Source organism: Paenarthrobacter sp. AT5 (genome assembly GCF_032764245.1).
Lineage (GTDB): Bacteria > Actinomycetota > Actinomycetes > Actinomycetales > Micrococcaceae > Arthrobacter > Arthrobacter ureafaciens.
Genome location: NZ_CP136441.1, coordinates 2,162,977 through 2,180,626, shown reverse-complemented (window position 1 = coordinate 2,180,626; position 17,650 = coordinate 2,162,977). Strand labels below are relative to the sequence as shown.

Below are 17,650 nucleotides of genomic sequence, written 5' to 3'. Positions count from 1 at the left end.
CAGGAAATGGGGACTGTTATCGGAAAACAAGCGGGCGGGACCGCCGATGGAGCGGTCCCGCCCGGTGTGCCTAGCGCGGTTCGGGTGCGGTGGTGGCAGCGTAGTAGCGCTGGCGGGCGCGGCCTTCGAGGTGCTTGGCAGTACCTTCCTGGCTGCCCGGGCGCTGGGAGGTCATCGGCACTCCGACGTCCCAGAAAGCGCCGTTGCCGGACAGGTACCGGTACTGCTCGACGTGGGCGACGATCACGGCGGGTCCCTCAGCGGCACGGGCCTCGGCGAGGGCGCCCTCAAACTCCTCGATGGTGGTTGTTGACCACGCGGCGCAGCCCATGCTGGCCGCGTTGGCAGCGATGTCGAACTCCAGGACCGGCCCGTCAAGGCGTCCGGACCCGGCGTTGCGCTCCTTGTACTGCGTACCGAATTCACGGCCCGGGCCGCCCTTGGCGACCTGAAGGGGCCAGATGCATTGGTGTCCACGGTTGTCGACCACGATCGTGATGATCTTCTGGCGCTCCTGCACTGCGGTTACCAGTTCAGTGGGCTGCATGAAGTACGTGCCGTCACCGATGAGGACATAGACCTCACCGGGCTCGCCGTCGCGGGCGATTCGGTAGCCCAATCCGGCAGGTATCTCATGGCCCATGCAGGAGTTGGCGTATTCGAAGTGGATTTCGGTGCCGTTTGAAGGATCCCAGGCTTTGTGGATGCCCTCCACCACGCCACCGGAGCCCAGGATCAGCGCGTCCTCGCCCGTGGTGGTCCTGTTCAAGGCGTCGATGACCTGCGCCTGGCTCATCTTCTCGCCCGGGAAAGCTTGCAGGTCGTGTTTGCGCACTTCCAGCGTGGCCTTGCGTGCATCGGCAATGTCGCTCCTGAACCCCGCGGATGTCGAATAGCCCACGGCGGAAAGGCGTTCCCGGAGGGCCGCGAGGTTCAGCCTGGCATCTCCGATGAGGGGGAATGAGCCCATCTTGTGGGCGTCGAACGCACCAACGTTGAGGTTGACGAATTTCACGTCAGGGTTCTGGAAGAGGGAGTGTGAGGCCGTGATGAAGTCCTGCAGGCGCGAACCCACCGTAATCACGACGTCCGCGGCGTCGGCGATCTCGTTGGCACCCACTGTGCCGGTCACGCCCAGCGCACCAAGGTTCAAGTCGGTGACGGGGCCGCTGCCCTTACCGGCGTACGTTTCCGAGACAGGGATGCCGAATTCGGCGCTGAAGCGCGCCAGTTCTTCCTGTGCTTTGGAGTAGCGGACTCCACCACCGGCGATCAGCAGCGGACGCCGGGCGTTACGGATGATCCCGGCGGCGTCACGAAGTTCGTCCTCAACTGCCGGGCGCCGGCGAATGTGCCAGACGCGGGGGGTGAAGAAGGTCTCCGGGAAGTCGAACTCGGCGCCCTGGATGTCCTGCGGCAGGCATACTACGACCGCTCCGGCTTCGACCGGGTCGGTAAGGACGCGCATGGCCTCCGGAAGGGTGGACAGCAGCTGGGCCGGGTGGGTGATCCGGTCAAAGTAGCGGCTGACCGGACGGAAGCAGTCGTTGGCGGAGACATCGCGCTCCACCGGGTGCTCGATCTGCTGCAGCACGGGATCGCCGAAGCGGTTGTTGATGATGTCCGCGGGGAACAACAGCACCGGGAGGCGGTTGGTCGTGGCGGTTGCAGCACCGGTGACCATGTTGGTGGAACCAGGGCCGGCAGAGGCCGTGCAAGCCAGCGTGGCGGCACGGTTGGACGCCTTGGCAAAGCCGATGGCTGCGTGAACTGCGGACTGTTCGTTCTTGGCCTGATAGTAGGTGAAGTCGGAACCGTATTCGTCGATGCCCTGTGCCAGGCCGACTGAGTTGCCGTGGCCGAAGATGCCGTACATGCCGGGGACCAGTCGGCGCTTCTCGCCGTCCAGTTCGCTGTACTGGACCTGCAGGTACTCAACGATTGCTTGTGCGACCGTGCGGCGGCGGACGGCCTTTTTGTCGGCTGCGGTCTTGACGTCTGTGCCGATGTCAGCAGCGGCTGTGGTAGTCATGCGTTCTCCTAAATTCGTAGGTGCGTCGGCATTTGCAAACCGATTCGCCCGAACCTCAGGTTTTCATTGCGGGAAAGCAACGTTGTGTCCCACTTTGGGACGCAGCCCCCTACTGCCCCGGACACGCAAAACAGCGGTCGACGGCGGCACGCTAGTACCGCTGTCGGCCGCTGTTCTGCCTGGCCTCTAGTCGAACCGGTACGGCTCCTGCGGGCCAACCGAGGGCAGCGGCCGGGGCCGCTCGCAGGTGCTCTCGATGTCTATGTGCTTGCCCTGCTCCGAGGAGGCTTCAAAGGCCAAGAGCACTTCCAGGACGTGGTAGGCGAAGTCGCCGCCCGTCCGGGGTTCCACGCCGTTGCGGATGGCGTAGCCGAATTCTGCCAGCCCGATGCCGCGGTAGGCATCGTCACGGTGGGTGATGGGCGTTTCGCGCCAGTCACCACCGCCGGGAGGCGTCATGTCCAGCGCGAGGTCCCCCGGCTCGCCGCGGCGCAGCACGGGAGCCCCGGAGAAGTGGTCCGGGTTCGGCGCTGCCAGCGAGCCGCCGGTGCCGTAGACCTCCAGATGCGGCAGGTTGTGGTTCCAGATGTCCCAGCTGACGATCACGGTGGCGGCAGCGCCGGACTCGAAGTCAATGGTTCCCGTGACGTGGGTCGGGGTCTGGATCCGGATGACTTCCCCATCCTTGCCCGGACGGGGACGCGTCCCGGACGAACGCGGCGTGGTCGCGGAGACGCGCGACACAGGGCCGAAGAAGTTCACCAGGTTGGTGATCAGGTACGGTCCGATGTCCAGCATGGGGCCGGCTCCGGGGCTGTAGAAGGGGTCGACGTTCGGGTGCCAGTGCTCGTAGCCACGGCAGGCGAAGGACGCGAAAGCTGCCACCGGCGTGCCGATCCAGCCGTCGTCGATCAGCTTGCGGCTGGTCTGCATCCCGGAGCCCAGGAACGTGGTGGGTGCGGAACCTACCTTGACCCCTGCTTCCCGTGCTGCAGCCAGGATCTGCCTTGCTTCCTCAAGGGACGTTGCGAAGGGTTTCTCGGAGAGGACGTGCTTGCCGGCCGCGATCGCTTGGAGCGTGACTGGCGCATGAAGCTTGGGCGGCGTGAGGTTGAGGACAAGTTCCACCTCCTCATCGGCCAGCAACTCGTCGGGAGTGAGGGCCTTGGGGACATCGTATTCGGCAGCGCGCTTCCTGACCGCCTCGGCGTTCACGTCCGCGAGTGCCACGACAGCGACGTCGGGGTGGACGCCGATCTTGTCCAGGTACTGGTTGAGGACGTTTCCGACGCCGATGATGCCGACTCGAATGGGTTCCATGTGAATCTCCGTTAGTGCTTGTTGGAACATCCCGGGGCGAGGATACCCCGCCCCGGGACGTGTTGCTATAGCGCTGTGGCCGGATGGCCGGGTGGGTGGCTAAACGGCCAGGCGCTCCTGGCGTGTCTTGGCCGTGGCGGCCTCGTCCACGGCCCCGCCTATGATGACCACGCCGTAATCGGCTGTTGCAGCGTCGAGCGTGATCCGGGATTCGCGGTAGTCGTCGAGGACTGCCAGGACGTCGCGCTCCAGCGGATCGCCGTAGCCGCCACCACCGGGGGTGATGGACACGACTTTCTCGCCCGAATGCAGGTCGTAGCGGCCCACCACGGGGATCTCCCGGCGTTCGCCGGTCTTGAGGTCTTCCACCCAGGCGGAGGGCCCGGCGCCGTCGTGGCCGCCACGGACGCCCTTGGGCGGGTTGATCTTGCCTTCGATGCCGTAGGTGAGGGTGACGCTTTCACCGCGGGGTTCCATGGTGACGCGGGTTGCCAGGCCGCCGCGCTGGCGGCCGGCTCCGCCGGAGTCTGCGACCAGTGTGCGTTCGTGGACGAGGATCGGGTAGCGCTGCTCGTCCACTTCCACGCTGTCGTGGTAGAGGAGGGCCCCGCAGACGGGACGCTGGTAGGTGGGCCAGCCGTCAACGTACGGGGTGGCCGGACCGCCGACGCCGCCTACCAGGATCTGGTTCACGTAGGCGTTGCCGTTGCGTTCGTCCGTTCCGGAGATCACCGACTTGGCCGGCGCCTGTCCGGCAGCACCTTCGGCAGTTCCGTAGCCGTCGTCTATCTGGGAGAAGGCGGCCTGGACGATGTTGACGACGCGGTCTGCCAGGTTGGTGGTGCCCGAGGAGCAGGAGTAGGGGTGCTTGGGGACTCCGACGGCGCAGCCGTCGCGCAGCAGCACTTCAACGCGGCGGAAAGTTCCGGCGTTGCTCGGCAGGTTTTCCGGGATGCCGGAAAGAATGCCGGCCAGTGCCGCGCCGGTTGCCGTTGCCTTGGTCAGGTTCAGGCCGTTGGGCAGGTTGTCCGGGTTGTTGCGCAGGTCGATCACGACTTTGCCCTGTTTGGGCTTGACCTCCAGGGTTGCCTGGAGCTGCACACCGTCAGGGCCTGTTCCGGGGAAAGGATCGTGGGCGGAGGTGCCGTGGAGGATGTACTCGGGCAGCTTCTCAATCGCGCTAGCGGTCAGCCGCTCGGAGTAGTCGAACCAGGCATCCACGAAGTCCACGAGGTCATCCACGCCGAACTTCTCAGCGAGTTCGTGAATGCGGCGTTCGGCAATGCGCGAGGCGCCGACGGATGCCAGGTAGTCGCCGTACCACTGGTCGGGAACACGGATGCGGGAGCGGCACATGCGGATGATGTCGTCGATGTCCGTGTAGTCGCGTTGGATCCGCACGCAGGGGAAGATCAGTGCCCCTTCTTCATAGACGTCCCTTGCGGTGGCGAAGAACGTGGTGGGAAGGGAGTTGCCGCAGTCGGCCTGATGGGCCTTGGTCACGGCGGTGAAGAGGTGGCGCCCCTGGATGAAGATGGGTACCAGGATCACGTGGTCTGCAGCGTGGGAATTGCCCATGTAGGGGTCGTTGTGCAGGAACGCGTCGCCTTCCTTGATGTCTTTGTGCAGTTCCACCATGTCCTCGCCCAGCGGGCCTGCACCGAAGACGTGTACCGGCACGCCTTCCGCTGCAGCGAGCAGCTGGTTGTCGGCGGTCAGCACGGCGCAGGAGAAGTCGCGGGCCGTGTTGATGACCGAAGAGCGGGCGGAGCGGAGCAAGCCGCTGGTCATCTCGCGGACAATGCCGTCGAATGCGTTGGCAAGCACCGAGAGTTTCACGGGATCGAATTCGCGGGTCACGGTTAGGCCTCCTTACGGATGAGGTAGATGTTGGATCGTTCATCGAGCGTCGCGTCCCATTCCGGCGGTACGACGATGGTGGTGGTGGGCTGGTCGATGACGGCCGGTCCCACGATCTTGTCGCGGGGAGCGAGTGTCACGCCGCGGTAGCGCTGGGTGCTGAAGGGTTCGCCGCCAAAGACGATGTCATCCGTGCGGTGGATTTCCGCGGTGCGGCTGAGTTCGCCTTCGGACTTGGTGTGCTCCGGACGCGGGATTTCCACGCGGACGCCCCATGTGATGATCTCCACGCGGCTGTCCGGATCGTGGGTGCCGTTGCGGCGGTCGTGCTCTTCGTGGAAGGCGCGCTCGATGATGCCTGCCGCATCACCGGAGGTGTCCGGGGCGGCGTCGAGGTAGACGCGGAGGTCCCAGGCCTGGCCGGGGTACCGGGCATCCACGAAGTAGGTGACCTTGGGCGCTTCGCCTACGCCGTCGAAGCGCTTCACAAAGAGCTCAGCCTTGGCTGTCAGGTCCTCCACAGCGCGGGAGGCCGAACCGGCGTCGAAACTGCGGGTGTCGTTGTGCAGCGGAGAGAGGAATTCGGTGGCGATGGGTGCCCTGTGGGCGCCGTAGGCGGCCAGGACGCCGGCGGTGGCCGGGATGAGGACGGTGTCGGCTTCGAGGAGCCTTCCGATGGCAGCCGCGACCATGGCACCGGCGCCACCACCTGCAACGATCAGGGCACCGCGTGGGTCCACACCCTGTTCCAAGGACGCTTGCCGGATGGCTGTGGCCATGTGGTTGGCGGAGACATCCAGGATCGCTTGGGCGGCCTGCAGCGTGTCCATCTGCAATGGACCGGCGATGCGGGTGTCGATTGCCTTGATGGCAGCTTCACGGTCGAGGGTGAAGCCACCCTCGAAACCGTCGGCGTCAAGGTAGCCCAGTGCCACGCACGCATCGGTGACGGTCGGTTCTTCACCGCCGCGGCCGTAGGCTGCGGGGCCGGGCGTGCTTCGCGCACTTTGCGGTCCTACGCGGAGGAGGCCGCCGCCGTCGATCCATGCGATGCTGCCGCCGCCGGCGCCGATGCTGGACACGGCAACGGACGACAGGCCTGTGAGGTGGCCGACGAAGGGTTCGCCCAGCCATGCCTCGCGGGTGTGGCGAACCACGCCTTCCTCCACCAGGGAGACGTCGAAGGTGGTGCCGCCCATGTCGCAGACCACCACGGTGTCGCGGTCCGGGGCCGCCGCGGCCCCCACCAGGGGCGCCATGGACGGGCCGGAGTTCAGCAGCAGGACCGGACGGTCAAGGACATCCGCGACGTCAAGGACAGCGCCCTCGGAGGTGACCACCAGCAGATCGCCTGCAAAACCGTACTCCTGCAGGTCTGCGCGCAACTTGCCCAAATGGTCGGCCATCAACGGCTTCAGGGAGGCGTCGATCGAGGCTGCCGAGGAGCGGCGGTATTCGCGGATGGTGGGGTTGGCCTCGTTGGAGAGCGTGTAGGGAACCCCGGGAAGGATCTCGTGGATCAGTTCGGCAACCCGCTTTTCGTGGACGTCGTTGATGATCGACCACAGGAAGGAGACGGCGACGGCTTCGATCCCTTGTTCCTTGAAGGAAGCGAGGGCCTCGCGGACCTGCTCCTCGTCCAAGGGCACCAGGACGTCGCCCTCGGCGGAGATTCGTTCGGTAATTTCGAAGGTCAGGTGGCGGGGAATGTACGGCGGCGGGTAGGCAGCCTTGGAATCGAAGGCATCACGACGGCCACCTTCGCGGAGCAACAGGGTGTCTGCGAAACCGTCCGTGGTCAGCAGCGCAGTCTTGGCGACCTTGCCCGTGAGCACTGCGTTGGTGGCGTGGGTGGTGCCGTAGACAATCACGTCTGCGTTGCGGAGCACGTCGTCGCCGCTCCAGCCGACCGATTCAGCCGCGCGGCGAACCGAGGCTTCGAAGCCGGTGAACACGCGGTCGTAGGTGGTCAGCGCCTTGCCGACGGCCATGTCACCGCTGTTGGAACCGACCACGACGTCGGTAAAGGTACCGCCGGTGTCGACGGCGATCCGATACCTGGCCTCACCTGGTTGTGTTTGTACATCACTCATGGTCTTCATAACTTTCGTAGAGTTTGCAAGGGTTAGGGCTGGGGCTTGCCGACGGTGTTTCGGAGCAGTCCCACGTTCTCGATGTCGATTTCCACCGTGTCTCCCGGTTCCAGCCAGACAGGCGGGTTCCGCTTGGCACCGATGCCCTGCGGAGTTCCCGTGGCAATGACGTCGCCCGGTTCCAGGGTGAGGAAACCCGAGAGGTAGGAGACGATCCGCGCGATCGGGAAGATCTGGTGGCTGGTGTTGGCCCGTTGCACTTCGATGCCGTTGACGCGGGTGGCCAACTCCAGGTTCTGGGGATCGCCCACTTCGTCCAGGGTGACCAGTGCAGGACCCCACGGGGTTGACCCGTCAATGGCCTTGCCTGCCAGCCACTGCGTGCCGCGGTATTGCAGGTCCCGGGCGGTGACATCGTTCAGCGGGGCCACTGCGGCTACGTAGCCGAGTGCTTCTTCTTCGGAAACTTCGCTGGCCCTGCGACCGATCACCACGGCGAGCTCACCTTCAAAATCGAGGTTTTCGCTGACCCTGGCGCCGCCGATGTCGTCGTCGGGCCCCACCATGGTGGACGCGAACTTGGCGAAAACGTCCGGGTACTCGGGGAACGCACGGCCTGTCTCTGCGACGTGGTCCTTGTAGTTCAGTCCGATGCACAGCACCTTGGAGGGGTCCGGTACGGGTGTGGTCAGGCGTACATCGGCCCTGGCCCCCACATGGGCTTCCGGGTCGTGGCCGGCCAGGGCGCTGACTTCGGCTGACACGGCCTCGAGCCGGTCGCCATACAGTTCCAGAAATTCCCGGACGGACGTGGTGGCTCCGTGCACTGCCTGGCCGGAACCCTGCAGGAGCAGCTCCAGGTCGTAGACGGTGTCCTCGATCAGCACACCGCCGCGGATGCCGGATTCGTGTTCATAGGAAACGATCTTCATGGCTACTTGGCACCTTCCGTCGCGGGAGCCTGCGAGGCCACAGCCAGGACGGCGTCGGCCAGGCGGTCTGCGATGTCGGCCACCACTTTCTCGTCCATAGGCGTGGACAGGGACAGCAGGTTGGCCGGGGAACCGAGCAGTCCGCGCTCGTAGGAGGCCCACCACAGGCTGTGCTGGGTGTGTTCGTCCACCTTCTCCGCGCCGGCCGGAACCGCGCGGAGGAGTGAGCCACGGCCACGGATCTCCCAACCGGCGTCGGCCACACGGGAGTTCACCGTTTCGCGGGCGGTGTCGCCCAACTGGTTCAGGCGCTTGACTTCATCCTGGGTATAGAGGCGAAGGGCAACGGCACCGGCGGCCATGCTGACCGGGTTGCCGGAGAATGTACCTCCGTGCGGCAGGCTCCCGGGACGGCTCGGGTCAACCTCCGCCATGAGCCCGGCCTTGCCGCAAACAGCACCGACCGGGAAGCCTCCGCCGATGAGCTTTCCCGTGGTCAGCAAGTCCGGAGTAACCCCGTACTCGCCGCTGAAGCCGTTGTAGCCAAGGCGGAGGCTGATGACCTCGTCGATGATCAGGACGAGGCCGTAGCGGGTAGCCAGTTCCCGGGCGGTGCGGACGAATTCCTGGTTGATCGTCAGGAGCCCGGCCCGGTTCGGCAAGAGATCCAGGATGATGGCGGCGTATGCGTCCGGAGCGGATTCAACCGCCTGACGCAGGAATTCGACGTCGTTCAGCGGCACCGCAGTGACGTCGTCGATCACCCCGCGGGTGACACCGCGCTGGTAGGAAGGACCGCCGGGAACCAGGGCAACCTCGGAGGTGCCGTGGTAACCGCCCTTGGTAACGATGACCTTTTCGCGTCCGGTGCTGGCCCTAGCAATACGGATGGCCGACATGACGGCCTCGGTACCGGAGTTCGCGAACCGCACCTGGTCCAGTTCCGGCAGGCGGCCCAGCAACAGTTCCGCCAGTTCCCATTCGTAAAGGTTGGGGATCCCCCAGCTGGCGCCGCTGGAGAGGGCCTTGGTGGCGGCCTCGGTGATGTCGGGGTGGGCGTTGCCGTGGATCAGCGACGTGAAGTTGTTGTTTGCATCGATCAGCTCGCGGCCGCGGTCATCCCACACCCGGTAGCCCTCACCCTTGATCGCGTAGGGGCTCGGAGCGCCGGTGTAATAGGTTGAGCGCCCGTAACCGCCCGGCAAGAGCGGGAAGCCCCGCGGTCCCCGGCGCAGGTGCGGGTCCTCGACCGGGTTCTGCACCTCAAGCGTTTGTTCCAGATGGTTGGTGGTTGCCAATTCAGGTTTCTCCAGTCTTTTCAGTTCACAAGTCTTTTCAGCTCACGGGACATATCAGTTCACGAGGTCAATGAGGGGCTGGCCCGTCAGCGCAAGGCGGACCCGTTCCACGGCACCGTCCTGCAGGGCCCCCGTGGACCGGTTTGAACGCCAGGCGATGTGCGGCGTGAGGATAGCGTTGGGCGCAGAACGAAGCGGGTGGTCCGCGCCGAGGGGCTCCTGGGCGAACGTGTCGATGCCGGCGCCGGCGATATGCCCCGAGGACAACGCCCCGGCCAATGCGACTTCATCGATGAGGCCACCGCGGGACACGTTGACGATCACAGTGCCTTTGCGCATCGCGGCGAGGACGTCCGTGGAGATGAGGTTCGCGGTGTCCTCATTCAGCGGCAGATGGAGGGAGACGACGTCGGAATTCCCAAGGATGGTTTCCAGTCCGGCCATGTCCACGAAGCTGTCCGTAACGAACGGATCGTACGCGCGGACCCGGGCCCCTACAGCTGCGTACATGCGGGCAACGTGCTGCCCGATGCGGCCCATGCCCAGGACACCGACTTCAAGCTCGGACAGCACGGGGGTGTCGTATCCGATGGTGCCGGCCCAGCCGAGGTTGTTGATCGCCGCGTTCCCGGCTGGCAGGCGACGAGCCAGTGCCAGGCCCATGGCGAAGGCGTGGGAGGCAACTTCTTCCGAGGCCGTACCGGGGACGATGGAGACCGGGATGCCCGCCTCGGTTGCTGCGGCAACGTCGATGTTGTCGTAGCCGATTCCGTAGCGGATGACTGCCCGGCATTTGGTCATCGAAGGGAAGTCCGAGGCAGTGAGCTTGGCGTAGGGGGTGATCATCACGATGTCGGCTTCGGGCAGGGCCTCACGGAAGGCTTCGGTGTCTGCCGCCGGCTTGAGTGTGTAACCGAACTCCGCCGCGAGCGCTTGCTCGCGGTCCAGGTCCGGGAAATGGTGGGGGGCCACAAGAATGGTTCCCTGGGCATCGCGGGTCATAGTGTGTTCGTCCTGTTCGTCGTCGTACCCTCGGTCGCTGCCGGCCACTCCTTGGGGCGGCCGGCGTCGGGTGATTTCCAGTACAACGCGGGAACAAGGCGCCGATCCGTACCAGATCGAGACACCGCCGTGGGACACGTGTCCCAGGGCCAGGCTTCCGCACGTGCAGGAGCCGGCCATCGCGAGGATGGCCGGCCGGTTCAAGCAGGGCTGGTTGTTATCCCGTCCAGGGATCAGAGGTCGAAACCGCGGCTGCGGAAGTAGTCCATGCGGCGATAGAGGGTGGAGCGTCCGATCTGCAGGGTTTCGGCGGCAAGGCTGCGGTTGCCCTTTGCTTCCTGGAGCGCCGTTCGCAGTTCGCTGAGCTCCGCATCCTCAAGGCGGGAGAGCCGGCCCTTCGTCAGGATGCGGTGGAATCCCTGTGGCAGGTCGTCAGCTGTGACCTCGGCGCCTTCGGCCCGTTCAACGGCATTGGAGACGACGGCCCGCAGTTGATCGATGTTCCGGGGCCAGTCAGCATGCGTGAGGGTGGTGATCAGCCTGCGGGACAGCCGCCTCTCCCCCAGTTCCTCGGCGATGGCGTTGGCGAGGTGGGGGATGTCTTCGCGCCTGTTGCGCAGGGGCGCCACGGAGATCTCAAGGACGTCGAAGGCCTCCGAGAGCAGGAGCGTGGCATCCGTGGGACGCGTGATGGTGAAGATCAGTTTGGTGTTGGAGTTAGCCCGCAGATGGTGTGCAACCTCCGTTGCTTCGTTCTGCGACAGTTCATCGGCGTGCTCCACGATCAGCGTGGCCGGAAGTTCGGTAGCTACCCGGTGCAGGACGTCCCTCAGGTTGGGGTTCCTCAGGTCTCCGCCGCGGGCATCGACCACCATCTGGCCGCCGCGTAATGATGCGATGGCGTTGGCCAGGCGTAGTTTTCCGCTGCCCAGCTCACCGATCAGGACCACCGAACGGTCTTGGTCCACCGCTTTCCGGGCAAGGTTGAGCGTGCGCTTGAATTCCGTACTCGTGCCGTTAAGGTGCTTCAGGAGCCTTTCAGCTGTGGGCTGCGGCGGTGCTTCCAATGTCAGGGCGCCCCTCGCGGCGCCTGCCCGTTGTTCCTTGCCGGGTGCATGCGGGCGGACCACGACTATTGCTCCCACGTTGGCCGCGGACAGGGTCACGGGAGAGATCTCCAGGGTGGACACCCCAGGGCCTTGAAGCATCACTTCGCAGTTCATGTCACGTCCGGAGGACATGACTGCCTTGGCGTAGCCGGAAATAATCGAGAAATCGTTGTCTGCCAGGGTGGCGGTGGCGGCGGCATTCTGCAGGGAATTCTTGCCGTCGACTGCTATCACAGGCCGGTTCCCCCGGCGCCGTGAGACCCTCAGATACTCATTCAGGAGCGCCCTTTCCTTGGACGAGGTCCGCACTTCGATGTCCCGCTCGATCCGCGAGGCAACACCCTCAAGCATCAGCAGCGTAGAGGACGGCTCCAGGCTGGGTACCCGGTTGGCGGGGAGGGTGAGGCCTATGACTGCCCGTACACGGTTGTGGAAAGGATCCCGCACCAAGGAGGCGAAGCACCAGTTTCCGCGCATGTCCTCCCGGAAGTGTTCCTCCGGGGCCAACCAGACACCACGGCCCTCCTCCAAAGCCAGTCCTTCACCGTTGCTGCCGCAGCTTTCCTCCAGCAGGGAATAGCCGGCCGGGAAACCATCGTCACGCAGGAAGTCCGCTTTGACCAGGACCCCGTTGGGGGCCGTGATGTTGACGTAGCCGCCCAGATCGGCTGCCACTTCATCGAGTTTTTGCAGGTGCGGGCCCGCCGCCGCGATGGTGTACTCGTCAACGCGCCCTTCGTCATAGAACCCGCGGTCGGCAAAGGCATCCACTCCCGCAGCACGGCTGCGGTACCAGGACCGGGCCACGATCGGGCGGATGCCGCTCAGGTCGGCATGGGGTTGCATGAGGAACAGTTCACGGACTCGGTTCGTCTCGTGAGGGGTCTCCAACGGCCAAGGGGTCAAAAGTTCAGCAGACATCGGGGCAGATCTCTTTCAGGTAAGCGTGTCAGGGAGCCAGTGCCGGGCCGGACTCGCCGGGACTGGTCTTCCGCGGGCGCCATTTAGGCAGTTTCGGACGGAAGACGCGCTCCGCGCTCCAGTCCTCGTTCCGGTACGCCTCATCCTCGATCGCACGTGCGCCGATATACGCGGCAACCATGCCGGAAAGCCCGCTGCCGAACATGTTGGTGGTGTTGTGAGCGGCCCCCACGCTCGAGTTTTCAGTGACCATGGTTCGCTCCACTCCGCCGCTTTCACAGTAACGGGACATGTGTCCCGCGCCACTTTCAGCTTACCTAACTAACAGACGTTAGGGAACATCTTTTGATAAGATTTTGCTAACGAACGGATGTTAGGATTGCGCACCATGAGCGATACCTCCTACGAAGTAGCCTGTAAGGCCTTCAAGACCCGCCTGGAAGAGTGGAACTGGGCAGGCCAGAAAGCCGGGCGGCAGAACATTCTGGAAGCGTTCCTGAAACTCGCCATAGCCCACGGCTTCAATTCGGTGTCCATGCGGACCATCGCCAACGCCGTCAACGTCAAACCGCCCAGCCTCTACTCGCATTTCCCCGAAGGCAGGGACGAGATTGTTGCCGAGTCTCTCCGCTGGCATTTTCATCGCTTTGGCGTAGCACTACTCGAAGCCGTGGACCCCGCAAAAACAGCGGACGAATTCTGGGATGCCATGGTCAGGCTTCACTTCACGCGGCAGGTCAGGCTCCCCGAGAGCAATCTCTGGGACCTGCTGGTGGCAACCGACAGGATGGCGAATATCCTGCCCACGGAATTGCGCGCCCAGGTCGATGACTGGCTCTCACTCCATGAGGAGATGTATGTCGCCGCAGCACGCGACATGGGATGTGAGGACGCCGGGGAGCACGTGAGGGTGGTGATGACGTTGCTCGAAGGGGCCACCCGCTGGACACCTGCCGACTGCGGAGACGCCGAACTCGAAAAGATGGCGGACAGTGCCGTGACGTTGTCGCGGGCGATTCTCGCGGTCAAGTTTCCGGACTGACTTCGCCTCCCTTCCGCTGCCTAGCCGGTTTCGCGACCCTCACGTGGTTCATCCGCGGCGTCCGGCCCAATCCCTTGCGTCCTCTCCAACAAAGACCTCACGCCCTGCAGCATCTCAAGCTGTTGGCGATTGAGGGCCATGAGCCGTTCTATCTCGATCTTGGCTTGGACATCCGTTTCGAAATCATGCAAGGCCATCGCGGCGGCTATGGCATCCTGGCGCTTGGCTGCGATCAGGAGGATGGCCCCTTGCAGGCCGGCCAGCTGCCCATACCGTTCCGGAGGATGTCTGCGGCCCGTTCGCCCCGGGTCAGTCCTGCTTTATGTTCCCCATGCCACGTGATCCGGTGATCAGTCATGCGCACAGCTTAGGCTTTGTGCCTGCAGCCTGGAACGATGACGGGGGCCTGTCCCGCCGAACGCCCTAGTTGGCCGGATCGGTCCAGGCCCAGTCCTTCACCTCCGGCATGTCCTCGAAATGCTCCCGGATGTAGGTTGTGTGCGCCCGCAGCATGGACTCGCAGTACCCCAGCAAGTCCTCCGCCCCCGCAAGGTTCCGCGGTGTACGGCGCAGCGCTTCCATCACCAGGTGGTACCGGCTGACTTTGTTCAACACCACCATGTCGAACGGCGTGGTGGTTGTTCCTTGTTCGTTGTAGCCGCGCACATGGAAACGTTCCGGCCGGGTTCGCCCGTGGAGCAGCTGATGCAGCGCCCGTGCGTAGCCGTGCCACGCCATCACCACATCCACGTCCGAGGTGAACAGCTCTTCGAACGCATCCTGTGACAAACCGTGTGGATGGACATCCGGCGGAGTCAGCGCCATGGCATCAATGACATTGACCATCCGGAGGCGAAGCTCCGGAACATGGCGCCGGATCAGCCAGGCGGCTGCCAGCGCCTCTTGCGTGGGCACGTCACCGGCGCAGGCGAGTACGACGTCGGGACGGTGACCATCCGCGGCAGGCGTATCTGATTCGTTTCCCGCCCAGTCCCACACAGACGCACCAGCTGCCGCGTGCTTGCGGGCTTCCTCGAGTGACAGGTACTGCGGGTGCTCCTGTTTGTCGATGACCACCAGGTTGACGTAGTCCTTGCTCTTCAGCACATGCTCACCAACGGCCAGGAGGCTGTTGGCGTCCGGGGGCAGGTACACGCGCACCACCGAGCCGGACAACGACAATACCGAGTCGATGAGCCCCGGCCCCTGATGGCTGAAACCGTTGTGGTCGTTCCGCCAGCACGTGGAGGTGAGCAGGATGTTGAGGCTGGGAACCGGCGCCCGCCACGGAAGGTCACGGGAGTGCTGAAGCCACTTGGCATGCTGGATGGTCATGGAGGCGCTGACCATCGCGAACGCCTCGTAACTGGCAAACAGGCCGTACCTGCCGGTCAGGAGGTACCCTTCCAGCCACCCTTGGCAGAGATGCTCCGAGAGGACTTCCATGACCCTCCCGTCCGTCGAGACGTGCTCCAGTGTCCCGGCCGCCTGTTCCGGCACCACAAGGCAACGGTCGGTGGCTTCGAACACTGCTCCGAGCCGGTTGCTGTTCGTCTCATCCGGGCAAAACAGCCGGAAGCGTGGATCATCGGCGGTCTGTAGATAGGTGTCCCGGAGCAACTCCCCGAACGGTGCGGTGCTGTGGACCTTCACCTGGCCACGGGGCATTGCGTCGACGGCGTACGGGCCCGCATCCGGCACCGGGAGTTCCCCGCCACCGATTCCCCGCGACGCCGGAAGCGCGCCCATCCGCAAAGGTGCATCAGGCAGCAGTGCGGCGAGTTCGGCAACCAGCCGCCCGTCGTCGTCGAACAGCTTCTCCGGGCGGTAGGACCGCAACCAGGACTCCAGCTGGGCAAGGTGCCGGGGGTTTTCGCGAACGGTCGGGAGCGGTACCTGATGGGACCGGAAGGAGCCTTCGACTGGTTGGCCGTCCACTTCCCGCGGCCCTGTCCAGCCCTTGGGCGTCCGCAAGACGATCGCCGGCCAGCGCGCCGGGCCCGTCACCCCCTGTTCCCGGGCCTCGGCCTGGATCCCACGGATCCTTCCGTAGGCCCCGTCCATGGCCGCGGCCATCGAGCGGTGGACTGCGCCGGGATCGTCACCGGAGACCACCACCGGCTCCCACCCCTGGGCCCGAAGAAGCGCCGCGACCTCGGCATCCGTGCGGCAGCCGAGAACGGTGGGGCCTGAAATCTTGTATCCGTTCAGGTGGAGGATGGGCAGCACCGCCCCGTCCCTCGCCGCGTTCAGGAAGTTCGGCGCCTTCCACGAGGCCTCCAGGGGCCCGGTTTCCGCCTCGCCGTCTCCCACAACGCAGGCCGCAATCAGCTCCGGGTTGTCCATCACGGCGCCGGTGGCATGCATGAGCGAATATCCCAGCTCGCCGCCTTCGTGGATCGACCCCGGAGTAGCGGGACCAACGTGGCTGGAAATCCCGCCCGGGGTGGAAAACTGCCTCACCAGGCGCCGCAAGCCCTGAAGATCCTGCCCCACCTCCGGATAGACCTCGGAGTAGGTGCCCTCCAGATAGGTATTGGCCACGACGGCGGGACCTCCGTGACCGGGTCCGGTCACGAAAAGTACGTGGGCGCCGGTGCGCCGGATGACCCTGTTCAGGTGGGCGTAGATCAACGAGATCCCGGGACTGGTCCCCCAGTGGCCCAGCAGCCTGGGCTTGATGTGTCCGGGACGGAGCGGTTCGCGCAGGAGCGGGTTGTCCTGCAGGTAGATCTGGGCAACGGTGAGGTAGTTGGCCGCAGCCCAGTACCTGTTGAGCAGTTCCAAATCCTCTGCGGTATCCCTGGCGCTATCGACCATCTCATGACCTCATTTCTTATCGGATCCCAGCAGGGAAGCCGTCGACTCAGCGATGGCCCGTTCTTCGTCACTGGGTACGACCAGAACAGGAACAGCGGATGCGGTGGTACTGACGGTCCGGATACCTGTTCGATCGGACTGGTTGGCGTCCTCATCCCGGTTGGCGTCCTCATCCAGGGCGTAGCCCAGCGGCCGAAGCCACTCGAGGGTGGCTGCCCGGTACAGCGCCGAGTTCTCGCCGATTCCCCCCGTGAAAATGACCGCATCCGGGCCTCCGACCGCCATGGCGTACGCGGCAATGTACTTGGCAAGACGGTAGCTGGACGCCTGCACGGCAAGGACAGCTCCCGGGTCGCCTCGATGGAAGCCGGCCGCGATGGTGCGCATATCTGCTGTTCCCGCCAAGGACAAGAGCCCGGAACGATGGTTCAGGATGTCATCGACGTCGCTGGCTGTGGCTCCCTCACCAAGCATCAGGAGCACGAGTGCCGGATCCAGGTCTCCGCATCGCGTGCCCATCACCAGCCCTTCCAAGGGGGTCATGCCCATCGACGTGTCAACACTGCGTCCGGCCTTCACGGCAGTCACCGACGCGCCGTTGCCGATGTGGGCCACTACCGCATTCAAGGACCCGGTCTGTTTCGCCAGGAAGCCCTTGGCATCCCGGCAGGCCAGCTCCACGGAGATCCCATGAAAGCCGTACCGCCGTATGGGGTGCGCCATGTAGGCATTCTCAGGAACGGCGTACCTCGAAGCGAAATCGGGGATGGAACGGTGAAAGGACGTGTCGAAGACGGCCACCTGGGGCAACCCGGGCCACAGATCCGCAGCAGCTTCCATGCAATCGGCGCTTGACGCATTATGGAGCGGGGCCAACGTCCCAAGGCTCCGGATCATCGCGATGACATCGTTGGTGACGGAGACGGGTGAGGTGTAACTTTCCCCGCCGTGGACCACCCGGTGCCCGATCGCATCCGGTCGGCCAAAGTCCCGCTCGACCTCCTGCAGCACCCGGCGCAAGCTCCCGCCCCGGTCTTCCTGATCATCGGCCCACTCCAACTGCCCCGAGTGCAGGACAGCGTTGCCGGTAGGGGTACAGGCCGTATCCCGTAGGTGGTATTTCAAGGATGAGGAGCCCGGATTGAGGACAAGGACGCGCATGGGATCCTTCCACAGGGGCCTTGGGACAGGAAAGCACTCTCCGGGAGACCCTATCCCGGA

The 17,650-nt window shown here is 64.7% G+C and carries 12 protein-coding genes; 1 reads left to right on the top strand and 11 read right to left on the bottom strand.

All coding sequences use genetic code 11. The features are described from left to right. Positions 1-70: 70 nt before the first annotated feature. The 9 genes from iolD to RI444_RS09950 all read right to left on the bottom strand — a co-directional run bounded on the left by iolD (position 71) and on the right by RI444_RS09950 (position 12,820). The gene (gene iolD / locus RI444_RS09990) at positions 71-2,032 is read right to left on the bottom strand and encodes a 3D-(3,5/4)-trihydroxycyclohexane-1,2-dione acylhydrolase (decyclizing) (protein WP_179013879.1); all 1,962 of its coding nucleotides are present in this window, start codon (positions 2,030-2,032) and stop codon (positions 71-73) included. Between the two features lie 186 nt (positions 2,033-2,218). Next, positions 2,219-3,352 carry a Gfo/Idh/MocA family protein gene (locus RI444_RS09985; protein ID WP_021472179.1) on the bottom strand — a complete coding sequence of 378 codons (1,134 nt, stop codon included), beginning with the start codon at positions 3,350-3,352 and terminating at the stop codon, positions 2,219-2,221. Positions 3,353-3,451: 99 nt separating this feature from the next. After that, the gene (locus tag RI444_RS09980; RefSeq protein ID WP_021472178.1) at positions 3,452-5,212 is read right to left on the bottom strand and encodes a hydantoinase B/oxoprolinase family protein; all 1,761 of its coding nucleotides are present in this window, start codon (positions 5,210-5,212) and stop codon (positions 3,452-3,454) included. Between the two features lie 2 nt (positions 5,213-5,214). Next, positions 5,215-7,305 (bottom strand): hydantoinase/oxoprolinase family protein, encoded by a 2,091-nt coding sequence (locus tag RI444_RS09975; protein WP_031216479.1) that lies wholly within the window; start codon positions 7,303-7,305, stop codon positions 5,215-5,217. A gap of 32 nt (positions 7,306-7,337) precedes the next feature. Next, on the bottom strand, positions 7,338-8,237 hold the full coding sequence (locus RI444_RS09970) for a fumarylacetoacetate hydrolase family protein (RefSeq protein ID WP_021472176.1): 900 nt from the start codon (positions 8,235-8,237) through the stop codon (positions 7,338-7,340). A 2-nt stretch (positions 8,238-8,239) separates the two neighbouring features. Continuing rightward, complete coding sequence (locus tag RI444_RS09965) at positions 8,240-9,535, bottom strand: aspartate aminotransferase family protein (RefSeq protein WP_021472175.1); 1,296 nt, start codon at positions 9,533-9,535, stop codon at positions 8,240-8,242. Positions 9,536-9,589: 54 nt separating this feature from the next. After that, positions 9,590-10,741, bottom strand: a complete 1,152-nt coding sequence (locus tag RI444_RS09960; protein WP_225740033.1) for a C-terminal binding protein — start codon at positions 10,739-10,741, stop codon at positions 9,590-9,592. 29 nt (positions 10,742-10,770) lie between these two features. Next, positions 10,771-12,492 (bottom strand): sigma-54-dependent Fis family transcriptional regulator, encoded by a 1,722-nt coding sequence (locus tag RI444_RS09955; RefSeq protein WP_242703090.1) that lies wholly within the window; start codon positions 12,490-12,492, stop codon positions 10,771-10,773. A gap of 103 nt (positions 12,493-12,595) precedes the next feature. Beyond that, positions 12,596-12,820 carry a hypothetical protein gene (locus RI444_RS09950; RefSeq protein WP_021472172.1) on the bottom strand — a complete coding sequence of 75 codons (225 nt, stop codon included), beginning with the start codon at positions 12,818-12,820 and terminating at the stop codon, positions 12,596-12,598. Positions 12,821-12,955: 135 nt separating this feature from the next. On the opposite strand from RI444_RS09950, the gene RI444_RS09945 reads away from it, so the two are divergent. Continuing rightward, entirely contained in the window at positions 12,956-13,609 is a 654-nt protein-coding gene (locus RI444_RS09945; RefSeq protein ID WP_207604734.1) for a TetR/AcrR family transcriptional regulator, read from the top strand. Between the two features lie 423 nt (positions 13,610-14,032). On the opposite strand, the gene RI444_RS09940 is transcribed toward RI444_RS09945, so the two are convergent. Together RI444_RS09940 and RI444_RS09935 are read right to left on the bottom strand one after the other, a co-directional pair. Then, entirely contained in the window at positions 14,033-16,429 is a 2,397-nt protein-coding gene (locus tag RI444_RS09940) for a phosphoketolase family protein (RefSeq protein ID WP_316963906.1), read from the bottom strand. 9 nt (positions 16,430-16,438) lie between these two features. Then, positions 16,439-17,590, bottom strand: a complete 1,152-nt coding sequence (locus RI444_RS09935; RefSeq protein WP_021472168.1) for an acetate/propionate family kinase — start codon at positions 17,588-17,590, stop codon at positions 16,439-16,441. Positions 17,591-17,650: the final 60 nt, after the last annotated feature.